This is a genomic window from Hymenobacter convexus (genome assembly GCF_030580955.1).
Taxonomy (GTDB): Bacteria; Bacteroidota; Bacteroidia; order Cytophagales; family Hymenobacteraceae; genus Hymenobacter.
On sequence record NZ_JAUQON010000006.1, the window covers coordinates 362988 to 378021 of the forward strand.

Sequence of the window (15034 nt, forward strand, 5' to 3'; positions counted from 1 at the left end):
AACCATCCAATCAAGCCCTCAGCGGCCGGCCCTTCATTGGGTTGGCCGTTTTTAGTTGCCACAATACTGTAACGTCTTCGCCTTATTTCCATACAATGCAGATTCAGTTCACTACTTTGTTGTAACATACCGACCATCCTGGCTGCCTTGTCACTTAACCTGCGGTTTAGTCTCCCCTGAAACGAGGCAATCCACCAACGGTGGATTCCACCTCTCATGGATTCCATCAACGGTGGATTGTGGTGCAATTCCTGCCCACAAAGTCCAACTACCGCTATCCGTGGTAAAAGTGGCGGCAGTTCAATCGGCACAATTTTACGCCGACCTCACCGAGCCTTAACATCAGCCTTAACATTTTGCATTATCCGCCTTAACATTTTGCACTTTACGTACTTAGGTTAACCAAAAACCAACCTACGCATGGTTTCTGTCACAGTTATCCCGGTTTTGTGGCCTTCCCTTGAGTTTATGCCACAGTTACTCGCCGACCCTATCCGCACTACGCTCCGAGGGATGGAGCACTACGCTCCGAGCCCCCTTGGAGCGATACCCTCCGGGCTATCCGCGATACCCTCCGAGGGGATGGAGCGATACCCTCCATGCCCCAACTCAGACCTTACCGAAGTGGTAACGTTACCTTACCGAAGTGGTAATGTTTGAAAGTGGTAAAAAGTCCTCAAAAGTGGTAAAAAAGAATTTACCAGTTTGGTAAAAAGTGGGCCAGAGGGTAAACATGCGGTTGACCGGGGGTAATCAATTTGCACTATTCCGCAATGTTTACCCTAAACAATTTGCATTATCGCGGAATGATTACCCTTGTCTGAGGGAGGGGGGTTTAAAGGGGGGTTAAGCGGGGTGCGTAAGGGGGGTTAGAAGGGGTGCGTAACCCCAGCGGGTCGGGCAGGGTGTGCTAGGGGGGGGGGGGGGTAGGACAGGGTGTCCCACGGGGTAGGACCGGGTGTCCCGACTCGACCACTATGGACACCCTGTCCCAAGGGTATGGACACCCTGTCCCGAGTGGCAGGGGTGCCGCACTACGCTCCACCCCCTCCCCACTACGCTCCACGGGGTAACCGTTGGTTAAGGGGTAACCGTTGGTTACGGCGCCGGAACTGACAGTCGAGCTTAAAAATCTCGCGGTGCAAGAATGTTTCGCCAGATTTATTTGTTGTAAACTTTGTAAATCGTTGATAATGTTGTATCTTAGCCTATCATTTAGACGCAACAACAACGAGAAGCCTATCACTCACGCTCCTTCCACACATCATGGCAACCAACGCAATTCCAGCCGGCCTTCTCCGCGCTTCCTCATATGCCAAGGCGAATAACATGAGTCGCCAACAGGTGTACCGTTGGATTAATAATGGCATGCTTACTAGTCGTGTAATTGATGGCGTATGGTTCGTTAAACCATAACTGGCTTAATGCGGCGGATTGTATAACCCGGCCAGCACAACCAACCCCACTGTCTGGAAAGCCATAGCTTTCAGAATAAAAGCAATTGCTTTCCCAGCGGAAGCAATTGCTTTTGTCTTATCCTGTTTCTACCCCATTCCCCACTCCAACCAGCACGTTATGAACCTTTACCAAACCGCCGCCCCCGATTGCCAGCTCATTCATCAATCCATCGACTATGCCGGCGCGGGACTGCAATGGTCAATTGTATTCGATTGCTACGTAACGCAAGTGGGCGACCACTGGCTGTGCGCCTACCCGTCGGCAGAGTACAGTCAGGCGGTATCCGTGTTTCTAACCTGTGACGAGGACGTGTTGATGGGCATGAAGGTGAAGGGTAACGCCGGTCTGCGGCGGGCCATTACCAAAGCACAGCGCCTCATCGACGCCCGCATGGAACTGGCCGAGTGCGAGGACATGGACAACCTGACCGAACGCCTCGGGATGGGCCGAATGTTCGGAACCGTGGCATTTGCTTAGCATTTGCTAGACTGTTGCTAGGCCAAATCCAACGGACGTTGAGAAAAAGGCCAACGAAACGTCAACGAAAGTAAGGGTGCTTACCTGTGGAGTAAGTACCCTTACAAATTCGGGTAACCAAACTGTAACCGACCTTACAAAACCCCACTTAGACACGGTTTCCAACCCGAGGGTAGAAAGGGTTTCTAACGGGTAGGGTTATCACCGTGACAAGGCTCGCATAGCTAACCACACAAGCCCAACCACGAATCAACCAGTACTTAACCATCAAATCAACCACCCAAAACCGGCCGCAACCCCAATATATCCAGCTATTTACGCGCCGATTTCGCCCCAGCCCAACCACCAAGTCAACCAGCACCTAACCACAAGTCAACCACCCGTTAATGAGCGCAATTTTGCGCCGATTGCGCTGGATTTTTGAAATAATGGGTGTAGGTGTGAACGACTACTAGAAATAATCCATGTACCTACACCTTTCTGCCGCGCCTAGTTTGTAGGCGTTTCGACCCCATGCCCAAAGAAACACCTGCTGATTACGAACTACTTATATCTTTTGCCGCCCCAAAGGCCTTGCGTCAGACAGCCGCCAAATTCAATGTGTCCACTGGGGCAATAAGGGTCGCAAATGCTATCATTTACCGCGAATCATGCGGCGTTTTCACCAGTTCCGGCCAACTACAGACAGCAAAGACCGCCAGCAAGACCCTGCTCCGCGCCAATATTGCGGAACTGATTAAGGCTGGGCTGGTGGTTCGCACCCGTGGGCCGTGGCTGCGCCTGACCCTGACCGGCCTTGGCGTGGGGCACACCTTCGCCCGCCAGCTCCGCGAGGTAACGCAAGCCCTCCGTCGAGCCTAACCCGGTATTGCAGAAATATTTCTCTGCAATCCTGTTACAAATTCGCCCCCGTCCTATACTTTCGCCCGGCAATCAATCGCAGAAAGCCATGCCCAAAGTACTCATCAACCAACCGGAGAAGCCCGCAAAACGCGAGAATAAATTCCCTGTATTCGTCCGGGATGCCGACGGCAAACGGCAGCGCCGCCTACTGCCGCTCAACCAGCGGCAGCGCGACAAGGTCAGTCAGTGGGAAATCGACTACCGCTTCGTGCGGGAGGTCGAGCGCATGGAGCGCGACGGCCGCGTGGAGAAGCGCATCATCCTAGAGCGGGACTGCGGCCTGGAAAACGGCGCGGTGTCGGCGATTCGGGCCGGGATGCGGGGCGTGTCCCCGGTCAACATCAAGCGCCTGTTCGAGCAATACCGCTGCGACTACAACTACATACTATTCGGCTCGAACATCGACCTTGAACTCAGCAAGCCCTACATCCCCGGCGTCGGCCGGCTCAACATCCACGAGCCCTACTACAACCGCTACCAAGCCCCGGCGCGGTGGCGCGTGGGCGCCCGGCCCGAAACCCTGACCCCGCACCCGCTGGGCGACAAGGACAAGAAGTGGAGTTCTTATTACCCAGATGACCCAGATAATGAATTGTGGACTGCTCCCCCTAGAATGAGCGTCGCTGACTTTATGTCTTTGAAAGGCCGGGATTCTGATAGCGAAACCGAAGCCGACGAGTAACAAGACTCAACCACACAAAAGGCCGCCATATTTGGTGGCCTTTTTATTTATCGCATAAACTAAATAAGGAACTACATTAGTCGCTCACTAAACTCAGTAACCATGTCGATGCAGCTTGCGATATTCAAATACGAAGACAAGGAAGAGGAACAACCCTTAAGCGAGTTGACCACGATAGATATTGATGGCGAACCGTGGTTTGTTGCGAACGAGATATGCGCGCTTCTGGACATCAAAAATCCGCGAGATGCTGTTGCGTCGCTTGATGATGACGAAAAGCTAGTGTCGGCTTTACCGACATCAGGCCAGGTCAGAAATGTTAACATTGTGAATGAAAGTGGTTTATACACGCTCATTTTTCGCAGTAACAAGCCGAGCGCCAAGAAATTTCGCAAGTGGATTACCAATGTAGTGCTGCCCACTATTCGCAAAACGGGTGCTTTTGGGGTGCCTAGGAGCCCCCTCCCCATATTTGTCACTCGTTACAACGATAACTGGGACCGCACCTCACGAGGCCACTTTTCAGTTATCAGCGAACTGTTCATCCGCCTTTATGGTCGTTTTGAGCAAATAGGGTATCGCATCCCCGATAAGGCATTTGCAACGGGCGCCGAAATTCGCCCTGACGTGAGTGTGGGCCGGGGGTTCTCGGCATTCTTAACCGCGCATCACCCATCCGTGGCCGACAACTATACCAGGTACTCGCACCGCTTTCCCAACGGCAGCGAAGTGCAGGCCCGTCAGTACCCCAATGAATTATTGCCACTATTCATTCAGTACATTGATAATCATTGGCTGCCTAATAGCGCACCTAAGTATTTCCTAGACCGCGACAGGGCCGCGTTAGATTACCTACCCAAACTGTTGGAAAGGTAAAACCTGCCCTACGATATAACGGGCCCCAGGTCTGTAACTAATTGATAGTCAAGCATAGTCAATATAAAAGCTCTCTAATGCCTTCCCTTGGTCTTCCTCGGGGCCTGTTCCTCGTCCAAGAAGCAAGACCCAACTCCTGGCCTTGCACGTAGAACTTGGTGTTTTTTGCAGACCTCATGTCGCTAAAGGGCAAGGACGAGCCCGCCGAGGACAAAGACGACGAGTAGAGGAAAGCCCTGCGCCAATGAGGATGCGGGGCTTTACTTTGGTATTCCTCACGTAGCGGAGTTAAGCCATTTATTGAGCTGCGGCGCGTCAGGCGGGAGGTAGCCTAGCGCGTCGAACGGGCTGACGCCCGACTTTATGGCGGCCCGCAACGGACTGCATAACTCAAAGAATCCGGCTTGCTCCATCGCCGCCAAAATGTGCTTACTGTATTCCCGGCCGAAAGCCATCACTGTCCACCCACCCATTCCCAAGGAGAGGCAACTGGCTTCTGCGTCGAACTTAATGGGCTGGCTGAATCGGTGCTCCCAGCCTTCGTAGGTGGGGCCAAATATGCCCTCGGGCAGCTCGTAGCCATGTTGCATATACACGTTCTGCAATAGCTCGCGCAAATGCAGTTCATCAGGGGTTGGAGGCGGTGAATGCTCCGGCTCCGGCGCAACGGGCGGCATTTCGGCTGTATAGAAATCAATCGAATCCTGCTGGCCTTCGTTGTCACGAATAGAGGCACACGCCCCGATGGCCGCGTACAACTTCACCACTCGCTCGTCGTCGTCCATCCCCTTTATGTTGGCAAAAATATCCGCCGCCAATGCCCGGCCCCAGCTAAACACCACCATGCCAGGGTCACCCATTGAGAGGGTCCGGCTAATGGCCTCCGCTACCACTTCTAACGGGTGCTCGTCGGTGCATAGTCCAGGGTAAAATCGCAATGCTTTGCGCGTGGCCTCGACCAGCGCAGGGTGATTTTCGGGGGGCGAGTAAGTCGCTAAGTTCATTCTACAAGATACCACGCAAAACCTCTACACGGCCGATGGTCAAACATTGAATTCTGTCAATCTCATTGCATTTGTAATCACACTTAGCATGTTACAAGAATGTAGCAATTTCTTCTAACAATTTAGTAACTATCAACAAGTTAACTCCAAAATAGTTAAAACACATTAGAAAGTGTGCGATACCTTTGGCCCACACCAAATCCAAACGCACTAGCATGAAAGCACCTAAGCTTACAGCAACACCCTACTTGCACAAAAAAGAAGATGACGTTGAATATCATCGTGTGTATGTGCGCCTTAAAAAAGGTAGTAGAGTCGCCACTTTTTATTCTGGTTTAGAGGCAATGATATGGCATTGGGACGACAAGGGAACAATAGTCAATCCCACATGGATAAATAATATGAATGAGGACTATATGGCTGAGAATAACCACCTAGCAGAGCTTTGCTTGATGGCTTTTTACATCGAGGAGATATATCCTGAATTAGATGTAAAAGGCATCAGCGAAATGCTCCGTGAGCCTGAGTACGGAATGCTGGTGAAACTAGGTGCCCAAGCACAAGTTGCCAAGTGGTCCCGCACCAGCATGCCAAATGAATCAGATAAATATCAGTCAAACGAAAAAGAGATTCAGCGATTAGGGCAGCTAGTTACCCAATTAGAGCACATTGTAAAAGAACTTACAGCTAAAGTCTCTTAGGTAGTGTTAACAGTCAACGTGAGCTTTGTCAGCAATGATGGCCTAGCTCCTACGCTGCAAGCACCATACCTAGCTACGCCGGCCACGGCCGCCCTTTTAGGAGTTGCAAATACCGTTCCATATGTGGAAATTGATAACGCGATGGTCCGACCCTTGACAAGTCGGGCCATGGTTTTTTATGGCAATTCTTCCCTCCAGATGTAGTATCTTGGAGAAGCAACACCGCCTCTGCCTGAATGCCCGAAAACAAACAATCTGGCCGCACCATTCGCGGCGCTACGACGCCCACCACAACCGGCTCCTATGACGGCGCCACCACGCCCCAGCTTCACGGCAAGGGCAGCAACAAGACGGCGGAGTTCTTGTCTGCGATAGACCCGAATGACCCCGGCGCGCAGGGCTTCTACCGCGAGGCCCTAACCATTCCCCACCCGCTCGAACCGACCAAAAGCATCACCTACGGCGAGGTGCAGCAGATGATGAAAGGCCCGCAGAAGGCGGCCGTCCTCGAAGCCTATCGTGCCGCCAACCGCTTGCCCCAGGCTCCCACGCCCGCCGCCTACGAGCAGGCCGTGTTCGACCAAGCCAAGCAGCAGCTCATGGAGCGCGGCGCGGCCAACCCCGGCGTTTACGCTTTCCCTGACGCGGCCGTGAACGCCCTCCGCGCCCCCACTACGGCCCGCCTCATCCGGTCAGGCAATTTTGCCGCCAGTGAGCAGCCCGGCCAAGTAGTCAACCCCGCCATGCTTGCCCAACGCGCCGCCGAATTGCCGGCCGAGGAAGTCATGGCCGCCCCCGGTGTTCCTGTGCGCCTGATTCGCAACCCCACCCCACCCGTACCCACCGCTCCGACCCCGCGCACAATTCGCGGTTCCTACGCCAGCCGTTAATTCCCTCCTGTTTTCTGCACGAAGCCCGGCCAGTAATAAAGGCCGGGTTTTTTGTGCCCAATGGGGCCGAAAATTGTGCTGTGCCCATGATGTTTGACCAAGGGGGCTGCCGACAGAAGGCCACGGTTCACGGGCAATCCGAATCCCCAAACCCGGTCCCCTCCAAACGCTTGCCGGTGGGGGTGTCGGCGAATAAACAGCTTCTTTCTATTGGCTCAGCCTGCCACCCGTCAGCAGGGCAACGGGCGGGGCACTGGTAGGTAGGGTGCGGGCAACGATGACGGCAAGGGCAAGAGGGCAAAGGCAGCGAGGTGTTCCCGCTCATCGAATACGCCCGCCACAACGGCACGTACTACGTGGGCAGCCGCACCGGCCAAGCCTTGCCCGAGGTCGATGCATGCAGCGCCTACGAGGTCGTAGCCGTGAACACGGAAATGGCTTGGGAACTCGCCGGCCGTTGGGCTGACAACGCCTGCCTGAACTAAACCACCGACTGCGCCCCAATCAGCATTAGACTGGGGCGCACAGGGCCGCGACACTTTTACCGCCTCCGGCTGCGTTGTAGCCGCTCGAAGTGTTGTCCAGCATTCGGTAATCGGCCACGCGCAAAGCCCCTCCCGGTTTGTTCCGTGGAGGGGCTTTTGTTTTAAACTAATCGCAACGACACGCATACCTGCGCTCACGCGGGCGGCATCGTCCCGCAACAGGCTGGGGATGGAGCCCGGGGCGGCGGTGGCCGTCGTGATGAGGGCCAGCCGGGTGCGCAGGGGGTCCCACTGCTGCTTCTGCAACAAGTCGCCCCAGACCCGAAGCGTCTTCCACCAGTCGGTGCTGCGATTCGACAAGACCGCCTGCCGTTTGGTGCTCAGGTGGTGCTTGAGCTGCTGGAGTTCGGTCGCCGTCGCGCTTTGCATCTCCACGTCGTCCAGCCCTTCCAGGATGAGGGCGGACTCTTCGCCATAGGCCGTGAGCAGGGCGTAGAGCGCATACTGGGCTTGGTAGAGGTAGCTCAACGCCTGGGGACCGGCAGCGGCTGAAAAGGAAGCACTCATGTGCATGATAGGTAGAAGCAGAAAGCTGTTCGCGTGTATTATTGCTTATTCGCTAAAAGAAATGCATATATAATCGTATGAACTTTTAAAATCGGTGAAGTACTCAACTACCATCCCATTGTGCGTGATGCGCTCTTGAAGACTATTAAGTCCAGTTAAGTGTATGAATGCGCGCTTGAGCAAGCTGTAGTCAGGGTCAGCATATCTACTGGACACGTTTATGTTTTTTAGAAATTGATTATGAAAAACGTAGTTACAAGCCAAGTTCATATCTGGCTGATTATCAACTGGCACAAATGAGAATGTTTTCCAATTTTCATTATCAACAACCAAAGTCAGTTTGCCTTTTTGCTTGATTTTGATTAACGAGTCTTGGGACGTTGATGCGTCAAATTTTTCGTTGTAGATGATAAACTCACCCTTAAAGATGTTGATTGTCATGGGGTCACAAATGGAGTAACAGCGCCTTTTTGTGCAACTTGCTGCAAGTTTGGGATGTAAAGTTGAGGTAATCCTCCTACACCATGTTGAGGATTTGCATAAGTCGTGCCCATTGCGGCAGGAGTTTCGCTGGTTATCGTATAAGCAGCGGTTGTAGGACGGTAGCCGTGAACAGGGTGCGGGCCCACTTGTAGGCCCTGGGAAAATTTTGAAGCACTACCCCCAGCCCTTTGTAGTCCTCTGCTAGTAGTGGCAAAATTGCCACCACCAGGCTCCCCTGCGTGGACTACTGTACCCGGCTTAAGGGTCACATCACGCCATTTGTCTACCCCCGGATAATTGCCTTTTCCTTGCCAACCAGCAGCTTGTTGTGCGGCGGTGGGCTCACTAGCCGCAGCAGGAGCTAAAGAAGCAGCCTCGCGAGCAGCGCCTGAAGCCGCTCCCCCCATAGCAAGATTACCCAACGTTGTAAGAGTACTAAAGCCAGCCTGTTGGTATTCATTGCGATTAACGGTATGCCCTTCCAAAGTAGTAGCATTTCCTCTATCAAAAAAACCAGTAGCATAAACGTGAGCGTCATTGGCGACATTATAGAGTACCCGAGCGGCCAATCCTATCCCTTCTCCACCCGGGAGGGTACTCACTACGTCAATAGCGGTGGACAATTTTTCTGCCCTATTAGGCTGATGTTGACTAATGGTGCCGACCACAGCAGGGTCAGGAGGCGGGCAGCCGCCAGGGCAGCGTCCATTAGCATCCGCATAGCGCACAGCATTGTCGTAACCAAAGGAATAAGGTGTCCAAGATTCCTGTCCGTTTTCAATTTCTGGGTCTACGGCATGCCACTGGCCAATCTGGTAGTCGAAGAAGCGCCAGTCTTGGTGGTTCCAGTTCAGTCCCAGGTCGGCCTGGAACTCCTTGCCGTTGAACTTGTACTGGCTCAACGACTTGATGCCCGGCGAGGCGTAGTTGGCCCCGGCCAGGTCCAGGCCGAAGGGGTCGTACTGGTTTTCCTGCACTTGCAGGCCCTGGCGGTGCTCGATGGTCACGTCGTCGAAGTACACATCGGCGGCGCTCTCGTTGCCCACGTACACGCTCACGTAGCCGTTCTGCTGGATGATGAATGGCCGGATGTTAAGCGAATCGTAATTATTAAGTGCCGTGCTTTGTAGCTGGACGGTAATGGGCGACCCCACAAGCACCGAATCCTCGTTGAACACCAGCATACGCAAGTACCCTTTAGGTACCCCACCCGGCAATTGCGTCAGCGCCATAGCCAATGGAGCCGCGTTCAGCCCTACCTGCAATAAGGGCAAAGCTCCGCGCCGTGAGCCATCGGGCCCCGCTGGGACGCCCGTTGCGGGGGCGGGTTGCAACAGAGAGGCAATGAAGCCGACCAGCGAGAAGGCAGAGTTGCTGCTCGTGGCTTGCGGGTAGAGACCGAAGGCCGTGGCGCGCACCGTGTCGCCCTTCTGCACGGCAAACTGGGTGAGCGGCCCTAGCGGAGTCGGGCCCACCTGCGCGCCGGGGGTAGCGGGCACGGCATGAGGTGCGGCGTTGAGTAGGGCCACGTAGCTGCCGGTGCGGGCCATGTTGCGCCCCCCTACATTGCTCACGTTTTGGGCTACGGGCGAACTCACGCTTAGCGAATCAAACTGCTGGCTTTCGCGCCTGTGTATGGTGGAGTCTTGTTCAAGCGTGGCGTCCAGCGTACGGACATGACCAGAGCGGTAAGCCATGCGCATGTTGCCCAGGTGGTCTTTAAAAGTGAACTCGCGCTCGTAGCGCACATGCCACTGCCGGGCCGCGTCGCGTTGCGCAAAGCGTAGCACCCGGCCCTCGGCGTGGGGGAAGAAGCGCAACGAGTCCTGCTCGTATTGGTAGGGGCCCAGGTAGTCGGTGCGCAACGTCGGCTTGCCGCTTTGGTAGACCAGCTTGGCCACCTTCTGTCCGGCGGCCGTGTAGCGGAATACAATACTATCGCCCCCGATGCCGAAATGAATCTGCCGGGGCAGGTTCAGGTGGTTGTAGGCGATGCCTGTGATGCCCTTGTTGCGGTCCTGCGTCAGGTTGCCGTTGGCGTCGTAGAGGTACTCTTGGACCAGGTGTGTGCCGCCCTCCTGAAAGTCGCCCGCCAGCGAGGTAGGTGCCCCCTCATAGCCGCGCGGACGGGGCAGTTGGTTGCCTGTCACGTTGTCGTTCACAGCTTGCAGATGGTTGCCGACATAGGCGTAAAGCAGGTTGTCCACCGGCCCGAATTGCTTCGTCGTGGCATGGGTGGCGTTGGCCAGCAGGCCCCGGCGGCGCAGGGTCAGCAGGTTGCCGTTGTCGTCGTAGCTGGCAAAGGAAAGGCGGTAGTTATCGAACTCGCCCGTCCACGCCCCCGTGGTGTTGGTCAGCCCCCCGGTGCCCGCCCGGGCCACGAAGTCGCCTTGCAGCAGGCGGTTGAGCGGGTCGTACACGTAGCCGTAGGCCCGGTGCACGCCGTCGCGGCCCCGCCAGGTCTGGCCCGTCAGGTTGCCGTTGTACTGCTCGTAGCCCGTGGTGAAGCCCCGGTCGTAGTGCAAACTCAGGTTGAACAGGTTCTGGGCCTCGGGGTAGTACGGGTTGTTGAGCTGGGTGAGCCAGCCGCGGATGTTGTATTCGTACTTCACCGTCTGGGCCAGCCGGCCCGTGCCCATCGTCTTCTGCACGGCCTGTCCGATTTCGTTGTACTGCACGCTGGCAATCTGCATCGGCTGCGCTTCGCCCGGCAGTTGCTGGCGCGTGGTGAGCAGGCGGCCGGTGTGGTCGTAGGTGAAGAACTCGGCCACCGTCATCGGGGTATGCGAGGGCCCTGCGTGCACGGCTACGCTCTGCACCACCTTGCCCGTGAAGTCGAGTTGGGTGGTGAGCAGGTCCGTAAATGGATTGCCCGTGAGCCGGTTTTTGCGCGCGTTGGTCGTCTGCACCTGCACGGGCCGGGCGCGCTCGTCGTAGAAGGTCGTGGTGGTAAGCCAATCGGCTTGGTCTTGGTCGCTTGCCTCCACGCCCAACACCCGCGTTTTTGTGCGCGTGGCCAGGCCCGTGGTACGCAAGGCATCGGCCACCGGCGCGGCCCCGTTGGGAAACTGGGCATCGGTGCTGGTATTGTAGCTGGCGTCAGCCGTGCCAGCCGCGTCGTTGTTAAAATTGTAGTCGTCGTAGTACGTTGCGCTCAGCAAGTACCCGTTGGTAAAGCCGTTTTGTCCCAGACGTGGGAAGGAGTGATTGGTCGTATAGAAGTGCCGGAACGTGGTGCTATCCGCCGTGCGTTGCTCGTACTGGTTTATGGCGAGGGTGTCGGCCGCCGCCAGGGCCTGCAACGTTTCCCGCCCCGCACCATCGGGGCGCTGGACTACCCCCGAAAGAATCACCCGGCCCAGTGCGTCGTATTTGGTCCAGCTCCATTCTTGGCGCAGGCGTTGCGCCGCGTCTTGGCTCAGCACCGGCCGGTCCAGTTGGTCGAACACCACCACGGTTTCACCGTCGGTGCCCGGCACCTGCTTGGCGATTTGTCGGCCGCGCCCGTCGTAGCGGTAGTGGAACAGGTACGGGGCTGCGGCCGAAGGCAGCGCGGCCACGGTGTCGCCCAGGGGCAGCAGCCGCTTCGTGCCTTCGGGCTGCACTACGTAGCGCAAGTAGCCAAAGTCGTCGTAGGCGTAGGCCGTGCGCAGCCAGCGGCTGTGTATGTTATTGCCGCTGACCGTGCCGGTACGGGCCGCTTCTACTTGGCGCAGCACCACCCGGCCTTCCTTGTCTTTCCACTCCACCGTGCGGTAGCCGTGGGCGCCGGGCTCATTGGGTCCGTGGGCGTCGGCTACGTCTGTGCCCCATAATTCACCGGGCGCGTAGAAGCCCTGATAACCGGGGTCTACCACAGCCGGGTCGTAGCCGGGCTGGAAGCGTAGCACCGAGTCAGCTTCGGTGTTGGGCCGCTCGGTACGCTCCACTACGTGGCCTGCCGTGAGCTGCCACGGTTCGCCAGCCGCGCCTTGAGCTGCCACCCGGTTCAGCGGCGAGGCTTCGAAGTGCGTCTCAGCAAAGGCAGCCCCTGTGCGTGCCACGCCCACGGTGGGGTCATCTGATGCCAAAGGGCCCAAGCCTCCATTGGGTGGAGTGGTCCGGCGATAGAACCATTGCTGGTCGTTCAGGGCGCGGTAGTGGTAACCTTGTGCCGTGGTGTGCGCCGTGTCCGCGTAGGGTAGGAACTGTTTTATCTCCCGGCCAAGGGCGTCGTATGCTTGAGGCTGCACTAGGTCGCGGCGCGCAGGCGAGGCTTGGTGTAGCACCGTTTGCACGGGGCGGCCCAGCCCGTCTAGGTATGTGGTCGAGCGCTGCGCCTCGTCTACGGTCCAATCCGGGGCCTCGGCTACGTTCCCCGGAGCGGTGCCGGGCGGGGCCAGGTATTGGCCTGCAATAGGGCCCTCAAACGTGCCGTCGGGCCGCTGCCACGCCACGGCCAGATTGTCGCCACCGCCGAATTCCCGATGGAGTACCTCCACGTAGTAGCGGCGCCCAGCTTCCAACATCACTGGTACGGAGTGTTGCTCCGGGTACTTATTCCACTCGCGCGACGCGGTCCAAACCTGCACGTAAGCAATGCGCACCCGGTGGGCCGGGTCCGCGTCGGTGCTTAGCCAGAGTTCGGCCACGTCGTCGGCGGCCAGCCACAGCGTGTAATTGCCGGTCTGGGGCGGGAAAAGGTATCCGCGCAGGCGGGACCCGTAATTGTTGGCCAGGTCAACGGGGCCTTCGAACGAGGACACGAAGCTCTGGCTTGTCGGGGCGCTGTTCACGGGCACGTCCGCCACGCCGGCTACGCCGCCCACGTTGTCCCATTGTTCGCGCAACAGCGTCCCCCGGTCAGCGTGGCCGGCATCCGTGAGCGCCACGCGTGGGGTCCAAGTGCGCACAAAATTCATGTCGGCCACGGGAGCCGCGAGTGTGTCAACGGCCGTAAGCGGCCGTCGGAGCGAATCGGCCCGGTTGGCATCGACAGGCAAGTTACGGTCACGGGCCAGATACGGCAGCACATCCAGGTACTGGGTACGCGAGTACAGGGTGATGGCCACCACCCAGCGATTGGTTACGCGCGTGCGGTAGGAACCGGCATCAGCGGGTGTGGTGGCGGCAAAATGGCGCGTGGCCAGCGTGTCGCCGGGCATGTCGGCCCACTGGTTGCCCACCAGCCGCTGCCACTGGTAGTGGTTGTGCGCCCCGCCGATGGCCCCGGACAGATTGGCCATTTCGCCCGCAATTTTCAGCGTGGTATCGGCGGGCTCTCGGGTGCGCTGGCCATAGTCGTAAAAGAACTGGTACACGCCGGGCGCACGCAGGTTGCGCTCGTAGGAGTCGAACTCAAAGTAGTTGCCCGTAATGGTAACCTGCTGGTTAGGCCAAGAACGCGAGGCGTGAAAGTCGGGGAGTTGGGTGAGCTCATTATTGTCGAGCTTGAGCTGGAACTGGCGCGAACTCGTCACAAAACTGGCCGGCACGGCGCCGGTGAAGCGGTTGTGGTCCAACCAAAGAAACGCAGCATCGAGCGAGTCGGGGAGTGGGCCCGACAGGTCGTTGTAGGCCAGCGACAGGCGGGAGGGGTGCAGGCGCTTGTACGATGCCGGCACGGTCCCCGTGAAGCGGTTGTTGTTTAGTTCCAGGACATCAATACTTCCTAGTCGGCCCAGGCTGTCGGGCAACGACCCGCTCAAGCGGTTGTTGCCGAGGAATAGCTGCCCGAGGTGGAGCCGGCCCCATTCCGGGGGGACGGCCCCGCTGAGGCGGTTGCTGTTCAGATGCAGCACCCACATGGACCGCAGGTTGCTCAAACTCGCGGGCAGCGGCCCTTCCAGCGCGTTGTCGGGGGCGTAGAACTGTTGCAAGCTGCGCAAGTTGCCCAAGCTGACTGGCAACTGGCCGGTAAAGCCGTTGCTGCCCAGGTAGAGCAAAAGCAGGCGGGTGCAGCGGCCCAGCGAGTCGGGCAGCGGCCCGGAGAAGTGGTTCTCCGACAGGTTGAGCACCCTTAATTCGGTGCATCGCCCCACTTCAGTCGGTAGTGAACCCGTGAATTGGTTGGACGCCAGCACCAAGTCCCCGAGGTGGCGCAACTGGCCAATGGTGACCGGCACGGCCCCGTGCAGGGCGTTGTGGTACAGGTTCAAGTTGCGCAGCCCCGCCAGGCGGCCCAGCGCCGGAGGCAAGGCGCCGTTCAGCCCGTTCTCTTCCAACGTCAAACCCACCACGTCCCCGCCGTCCGTCTGCACGCCGTACCAAGTCGCAACATTGGCCAGGGTGGTTCCCGTCAGCCACTGGTCGCGGTGGGTCCAGTTCGGGCCGCCGGTGGCCGCGTACAACTCGCGCAACACGCGCAGTTCAGTGGAGTCAGCGACCAGCCCCTCGCCCGGGGGCACGCTCTGGGCGCGCGCGCTCCCCACGGCCGCTAGGCAAGCACATGCGAGAAAAAAGGCACGGCGCACCACGCCACGAACGGTGTAGAAAGCAATCATAGAAAGCGGCAAGAAAGGACGGGAGG

The 15034-nt window shown here is 57.5% G+C and carries 10 protein-coding genes; 6 read left to right on the forward strand and 4 right to left on the reverse strand.

Annotation, left to right across the window (positions count from 1 at the left end):
• Positions 1–1575: 1575 nt before the first annotated feature.
• From Q4S41_RS15260 to Q4S41_RS15275, 4 genes are all read left to right on the forward strand, one after another.
• Entirely contained in the window at positions 1576–1935 is a 360-nt protein-coding gene (locus Q4S41_RS15260; RefSeq protein WP_305031983.1) for a hypothetical protein, read from the forward strand.
• 513 nt (positions 1936–2448) lie between these two features.
• Positions 2449–2796, forward strand: a complete 348-nt coding sequence (locus Q4S41_RS15265) for a hypothetical protein (protein WP_305031984.1) — start codon at positions 2449–2451, stop codon at positions 2794–2796.
• A gap of 88 nt (positions 2797–2884) precedes the next feature.
• Positions 2885–3520: a hypothetical protein gene (locus tag Q4S41_RS15270; protein ID WP_305031985.1), complete on the forward strand. Its 636-nt coding sequence runs from the start codon at positions 2885–2887 to the stop codon at positions 3518–3520.
• A 102-nt stretch (positions 3521–3622) separates the two neighbouring features.
• On the forward strand, positions 3623–4396 hold the full coding sequence (locus Q4S41_RS15275; protein WP_305031986.1) for a BRO-N domain-containing protein: 774 nt from the start codon (positions 3623–3625) through the stop codon (positions 4394–4396).
• 275 nt (positions 4397–4671) lie between these two features.
• Here the strand turns inward: Q4S41_RS15275 and Q4S41_RS15280 are convergent, their stop codons facing one another.
• On the reverse strand, positions 4672–5400 hold the full coding sequence (locus tag Q4S41_RS15280; RefSeq protein WP_305031987.1) for a hypothetical protein: 729 nt from the start codon (positions 5398–5400) through the stop codon (positions 4672–4674).
• A gap of 215 nt (positions 5401–5615) precedes the next feature.
• On the opposite strand from Q4S41_RS15280, the gene Q4S41_RS15285 reads away from it, so the two are divergent.
• Together Q4S41_RS15285 and Q4S41_RS15290 are read left to right on the forward strand one after the other, a co-directional pair.
• Positions 5616–6101: a hypothetical protein gene (locus tag Q4S41_RS15285; protein ID WP_305031988.1), complete on the forward strand. Its 486-nt coding sequence runs from the start codon at positions 5616–5618 to the stop codon at positions 6099–6101.
• Positions 6102–6337: 236 nt separating this feature from the next.
• Positions 6338–6991, forward strand: coding sequence for a hypothetical protein (locus Q4S41_RS15290; protein ID WP_305031989.1), 654 nt, complete (start codon positions 6338–6340; stop codon positions 6989–6991).
• 230 nt (positions 6992–7221) lie between these two features.
• Here the strand turns inward: Q4S41_RS15290 and Q4S41_RS15295 are convergent, their stop codons facing one another.
• From Q4S41_RS15295 to Q4S41_RS15305, 3 genes are read right to left on the reverse strand one after another with little or no spacing between them, the layout of a single operon-like run.
• The gene (locus Q4S41_RS15295) at positions 7222–8043 is read right to left on the reverse strand and encodes a hypothetical protein (RefSeq protein ID WP_305031990.1); all 822 of its coding nucleotides are present in this window, start codon (positions 8041–8043) and stop codon (positions 7222–7224) included.
• Positions 8044–8088: 45 nt separating this feature from the next.
• Positions 8089–8484 carry a hypothetical protein gene (locus tag Q4S41_RS15300; RefSeq protein ID WP_305031991.1) on the reverse strand — a complete coding sequence of 132 codons (396 nt, stop codon included), beginning with the start codon at positions 8482–8484 and terminating at the stop codon, positions 8089–8091.
• The gene (locus Q4S41_RS15305; RefSeq protein ID WP_305031992.1) at positions 8481–15008 is read right to left on the reverse strand and encodes a DUF6443 domain-containing protein; all 6528 of its coding nucleotides are present in this window, start codon (positions 15006–15008) and stop codon (positions 8481–8483) included. The genes Q4S41_RS15300 and Q4S41_RS15305 overlap by 4 nt, the downstream gene beginning before the upstream one ends.
• Between the last annotated feature and the right edge of the window lie 26 nt (positions 15009–15034).

What these genes read in the sequence shown, in the direction of transcription:
- Q4S41_RS15260 (WP_305031983.1), top strand. Translation starts at nt 1,576, where the DNA reads ATGAACCTTTACCAAACCGCCGCCCCCGATTGCCAGCTCATTCATCAA.
- Q4S41_RS15265 (WP_305031984.1), top strand. Translation starts at nt 2,449, where the DNA reads ATGCCCAAAGAAACACCTGCTGATTACGAACTACTTATATCTTTTGCC.
- Q4S41_RS15270 (WP_305031985.1), top strand. Translation starts at nt 2,885, where the DNA reads ATGCCCAAAGTACTCATCAACCAACCGGAGAAGCCCGCAAAACGCGAG.
- Q4S41_RS15275 (WP_305031986.1), top strand. Translation starts at nt 3,623, where the DNA reads ATGTCGATGCAGCTTGCGATATTCAAATACGAAGACAAGGAAGAGGAA.
- Q4S41_RS15280 (WP_305031987.1), bottom strand. Translation starts at nt 5,400, where the DNA reads ATGAACTTAGCGACTTACTCGCCCCCCGAAAATCACCCTGCGCTGGTC.
- Q4S41_RS15285 (WP_305031988.1), top strand. Translation starts at nt 5,616, where the DNA reads ATGAAAGCACCTAAGCTTACAGCAACACCCTACTTGCACAAAAAAGAA.
- Q4S41_RS15290 (WP_305031989.1), top strand. Translation starts at nt 6,338, where the DNA reads ATGCCCGAAAACAAACAATCTGGCCGCACCATTCGCGGCGCTACGACG.
- Q4S41_RS15295 (WP_305031990.1), bottom strand. Translation starts at nt 8,043, where the DNA reads ATGAGTGCTTCCTTTTCAGCCGCTGCCGGTCCCCAGGCGTTGAGCTAC.
- Q4S41_RS15300 (WP_305031991.1), bottom strand. Translation starts at nt 8,484, where the DNA reads ATGACAATCAACATCTTTAAGGGTGAGTTTATCATCTACAACGAAAAA.
- Q4S41_RS15305 (WP_305031992.1), bottom strand. Translation starts at nt 15,008, where the DNA reads ATGATTGCTTTCTACACCGTTCGTGGCGTGGTGCGCCGTGCCTTTTTT.